Annotated in this window: 3 protein-coding genes; all 3 read left to right on the forward strand. The window is 39.7% G+C overall.

Going from position 1 to position 5,048, the window contains the following annotated elements:
- Positions 1 to 162: 162 nt before the first annotated feature.
- Positions 163 to 981, forward strand: coding sequence for a mechanosensitive ion channel domain-containing protein (locus QL984_RS18200; RefSeq protein WP_013464003.1), 819 nt, complete (start codon positions 163 to 165; stop codon positions 979 to 981).
- A gap of 106 nt (positions 982 to 1,087) precedes the next feature.
- Positions 1,088 to 1,870 (forward strand): DUF481 domain-containing protein, encoded by a 783-nt coding sequence (locus tag QL984_RS18205; protein ID WP_013464005.1) that lies wholly within the window; start codon positions 1,088 to 1,090, stop codon positions 1,868 to 1,870.
- A gap of 122 nt (positions 1,871 to 1,992) precedes the next feature.
- Positions 1,993 to 4,659 carry an SLBB domain-containing protein gene (locus QL984_RS18210; RefSeq protein ID WP_290173204.1) on the forward strand — a complete coding sequence of 889 codons (2,667 nt, stop codon included), beginning with the start codon at positions 1,993 to 1,995 and terminating at the stop codon, positions 4,657 to 4,659.
- Positions 4,660 to 5,048: the final 389 nt, after the last annotated feature.

Raw genomic sequence — 5,048 nt, forward strand, 5'->3', positions numbered from 1 at the left:
CCTCGAACCTCGAACCTCGAACCTCGAACCTCGAACCTCGAACCTCGAACCTCGAACCTCGAACCTCGAACCTCGAAATACGCTGTTGCAAACACGTATTAAAGATTTACAATACAATAAACAACACCGCTAAACTGCTTAATAACACTATCAGGAGTTAATATGGATTCAATACTCAATTGGCTGAATGAAAATTCAGGCTTAATCTTACACTACGGTATTCAGGCAGTTATAGCGCTTGTTATATTTTTACTTGGTGGACGAATTGCTAAATTTTGTGCAAAGTTAACCGAAAAAGCATTCGACAAGAAAAAAGTAGATAAAGCGGTTTCATCGTTTGTCTCTAGTATTGTATATGCCATTGTATTTGCAGCCACTATTTTAATGGCGCTGTCACAAATTGGCATCGAAACCACATCATTCATTGCTATTTTAGGTGCGGCAGGTTTAGCCGTTGGCTTAGCACTGCAAGGGTCGTTATCTAACTTTGCGTCAGGCGTATTAATTATTCTACTTCGCCCATTTAAATCAGGTGACTACGTTGAAGCGGGCGGTAAAGCCGGTACGATTAAAAAAATCGAAATATTCTCAACTGAAATGCGCACACCCGATAACAAAGTTATTGTAATGCCTAATTCAAAAATCATGTCAGATGCGATCATTAACTACTCGCGCGAATCAACACGCCGCGTTGATCTTGTGATTGGTGTTGGCTACGACGCCGACTTACGAAAAGCAAAAGAAGTACTTAAATCAGTGCTTGATAACGAATCGCGTATTTTAAAAGATCCTGCATACAATGTATCAGTTTCTGAACTTGCCGATTCAAGCGTTAACTTTATAGTGCGCCCGTGGGTTAACTCAGAAGATTACTGGCCAACATATTGGTCGTTAATGGAAAACATTAAAATAGCGTTAGACGACGCAGACATTACCATTCCATTCCCGCAAATGGATGTACATTTACACAAGCAAGACTAATTTTTTAAAATACTTATTTATTAAGGCTGCGCTCAAATTCGATTTATTAATATGCGCGCTGCCTTTTTAATAGGTATTAATACATTTTTTACAGGGTTATTTTTTAATGAAACTTAAGCTTTTATCGATATTAGTAGCAGCCTCAGCTACAACCAATGCATTTGCATCAGAAGATGAGCAAAAAACCTGGGAAGTTACCAGCGAAGTAGGCGCTATTATTACCAGCGGTAATACCGAAACAACGACCTTAAAAGGCGGTATTAAAGTATTACATAACTTAGAAAGCTGGAATAACGAGTATAAGTTAGACGGCATCTACAAAGAAGATGAAGTAGAGAACGAAAACGGCATAAAAGAAAAACAGCGTACTAACGAAAAGTACTCTATTTCAGCACAAGGTAATTACAAGTTAAATGAAAAGCACGCCCACTTATTTATTTATGGGTCACACGTATCTGACTACTTTGGTGCATACCGAAGTGAGTCGGTTATTTCAGCGGGTTATGGTTTACGTTTACTAAACGAGTCAAACATGAAACTAAATGCTGAAATTGGTCCAGGTTATAAGTACTTTAAATACCCAGATGTAAGCGAAGAGGTTGATGAGAACGGCAACTCACTAGCGGGTGAATACGAAGGCGAAGTAATTGCTTTAGGTAAATTAGACTTTAGCTGGAAAATTTCAGACAACGCGCGTTTTACCCAGTTAGTATCGGTAGAATATGGTGATACCAATACCAAAACTCGCTCAGAAACTGCGCTACTTACTAAAATTAATGGCTCATTACAAATGAAAGTAGCCTACAATATCACCAATAACTCAGATGTGGCTGATGACAAAGAAGCAACCGACACTGAGACCTCATTAACATTGGTTTACAGCTTTTAACATCAAGTAGTAAATTAATTGTAATAAAACTATGAAAGGGGCTAAAGTCCCTTTTTTATTTGCCCATAAATAATGTATGATACTCACCAATTTTGGTTGTAGACCTAGGGAAATACCTACTCGTGAACGTTATTAAACATTTATTAAGTGCTTTTGTACTTATATGTAGCTTTAGCACATTAGCATTTGCGCCAACAGCCGCTCAACTAGAGCAGTTTCAAAAGTTGCCTAAGTCTCAACAGCAGGCACTTGCAAAGCAATATGGCGTAGATATTTCAAGCCTTGAAGGTGCAGGCAATGCCAGTGGCAAAAATAACGAACAAGATAAACCCACAGTAGGTGAGCGTAATACCGCCGACGAACAAGCTTTTACAGATGAAGAACGCTTTAAGCCAGAAGATAACACGGTAAAACCATTCGGTTATGACTTATTTGCCGGCGAACCCACCACATTCATGCCCAACGAAAACGCCGCAGTACCCGATACGTATTTAGTGGGGCGTGGCGATCAGCTATTAATCAACTTTTACGGTAAAGAAAGCGCAAGCTACGAAGTCATCGTTGATAGGGAAGGACGTATTAACATTCCCGACTTAAGTCCTGTTCAGGTAGCTGGTTTAACCTTTGCTGAAGTTAAAGAGTTAATAAAAGTAAAAGTTGAACAAGAGATTATAGGTGTTAAAGCGTTTGTCTCGCTTGGTAAACTTCGCAGTATTCGTATTTTAGTATTGGGTGAAGCATACAAACCAGGTAGCTATAGTGTGTCGTCATTGACTACAGTGTCGCATGCATTATTTGTAAGTGGTGGCGTGTCTGATATAGCCTCACTGCGTAATATTCAAGTAAAGCGCGGTGGTAAGGTTGTTACTAACTTTGATTTATACGATTTACTTATTCGCGGTGATAGCAGTAACGATATTATTTTAAAGCCGGGTGACGTGGTATTTATACCGTCGGTTGGCGAGCAAGTAACCGTTGATGGTTTAGTAAAACGCCCTGCTATTTTTGAGCTTAAAAAAGGCGAAACGGCAGAACAATTATTAAAAATGGCGGGCGGCATCAAGCCAAATGCTTACGCTAAAAGCGTGATAGTTGAACGTTTTAATAACCAACATAAAGAAGTGCTTTCGGTAGATTTTAGCAAAGAGCAAGTTAACTACATTCCAAAAGATGGCGATCGTATTCGCTTTAGCGCGATTGGTGAGCAATACCAAACTTCAATTAGTTTAATTGGTGCTGTAGTACGCCCAGGTAATTACCAGTGGTACAAGGGTAAACGTATTTCAGACATATTAGGCTCAGTACGTGGTGACTTACTACCACAGGCCGATTTAGATTATGCGCTAGTAGTGCGCGAAACCAACGTAAATGGTGATATTGAAATTCACCAGTTTGATTTAGCAAAAGCCATTACAAAAAATACTGAGAACAACTTACAACTTAACCCTAACGATAAAATTATTGTATTCAGTCGTTTTGAAGAAAAAACTTTAGAAGAAATAGCGCTTGCAAATTTAGCGTTAACTAAAGAGCAGCAAGATCAACAACGCAAAGCAGAGCTTTGGCATGAATACCAACAAAAAGAGTTTGAAAAATACGTTGGTGTGGCGGTTAAAAAGTCAGAGTTTGAAGAGGTAAATCCAAATTTAAGCATGGCGGAAATGCTTGAGAAAAAGCTTAAAGAGCAAGAAGAAAATGCGCAAAGTTATGCGTTGTTTAGCCGCCATAATTTACTTAAACCCGTAATTGCTAAGTTAGAGCAGCAGGCCGGTGTAATGCAGGCGATGCAAATAGTGGAAATTAGCGGCAGTGTAATGTACCCAGGCATTTACCCGTTAATGGAAGGCGGTGAAGTAAAAGACCTAATTACTGCAGCGGGTGGCTTGTTAGAGTCGGCTTATACACAACAAGCAGAAGTAACAAGAATTGCCAATAACGATGTATCAAACATTGAGCATATTAAGTTTGACCTTAAAAGCGCCATGCAAGGTAAAACAGCATCTAATATTTCATTACAAAGTAAAGACAGCGTAAATATATTTGCTATACCAAATTGGCAAGAAAACTTAAAGGTAGAGCTTAAAGGTGAGCTTAAATTCCCAGGGACTTACACTATTCGCCGTGGCGAAACCTTAAGTAACTTACTTGAGCGCGCAGGTGGTTTTTCACAGTTTGCAGCAACCAATGCCGCTGTATTTACTCGCCAATCGATTAAAAAGCAAGAGCAACAACAGCTAGCGCGTTTATCTACCGAGCTTCGCCGTGATATAGCATCAAAAAGCTTTCAAAGTTCAGTTAGTAGCAACACACTTACTTACGATGAAATGAATAAGCTTTTGAAGGATTTAGCAAACGTAGATGCCGTAGGCCGTTTAGTTATAGATTTACCGCTTATTGTTAACAATGAGCAAAACCTAGTACTGCAAGATGGCGATGTACTTTATGTACCGAGTGAACGCGACTCAATTAGCGTAATAGGTGAGGTTAATTACTCTACATCGCACCTATATAAAGCAGGTATAAGCGTAGACGAATATATAGACCTAAGCGGTGGCTTAAAAGAGCGCGCTGCTGATGACCGTATTTACATTATAAAAGCCAACGGCTCAGTAAAAATACCAAATACCGGCAACTGGTTTGCAGTTAATAACTCAAACCAACTTGAACCTGGCGATACCATTGTTGTCCCACTAGATGCAGGCCATATGGATAAGCTAACGCTTTGGAGCACCGCAACACAGATTCTATATCAACTAGGTGTAGCAGTAGCAGCCATAAGCGGTATTTAATATAATGTAGCGCGGGTTTATCCCGCGCTTATGTAGCAGCGACTTTATGTCGCGTCTGTTAGTGATTTTATTCACCACAGAGGGTAAAGAGAACACAGAGGAAGAGATCAAAGTTAAAGGCTTTTATCAATATAAGCTTTTCTTCTCTGTGTAGCGCGCAGCGCCTCGGTGTACTCTGTGGTTCAAAATGGTTTTGTAAACGGGGCTTTATGCCGCGCAAATGTAGTAGCAGGTTTGGTGTTACGAGGGACGAGCTAAAGTTCCTAAAACCTAAAACAATAACTTGACCTAATGTTCTAGTTATTCAATTTTTGATAGCTGATAGCTGATAGCTGATAGCTGATAGCTGATAGCTGATAGCTGATAGCTGATAGCTGATAGCTGATAGC

The sequence above is a fragment of the Pseudoalteromonas sp. APC 3495 genome (assembly GCF_030407645.1).
GTDB classification, from domain to species: Bacteria; Pseudomonadota; Gammaproteobacteria; order Enterobacterales; family Alteromonadaceae; genus Pseudoalteromonas; species Pseudoalteromonas tetraodonis.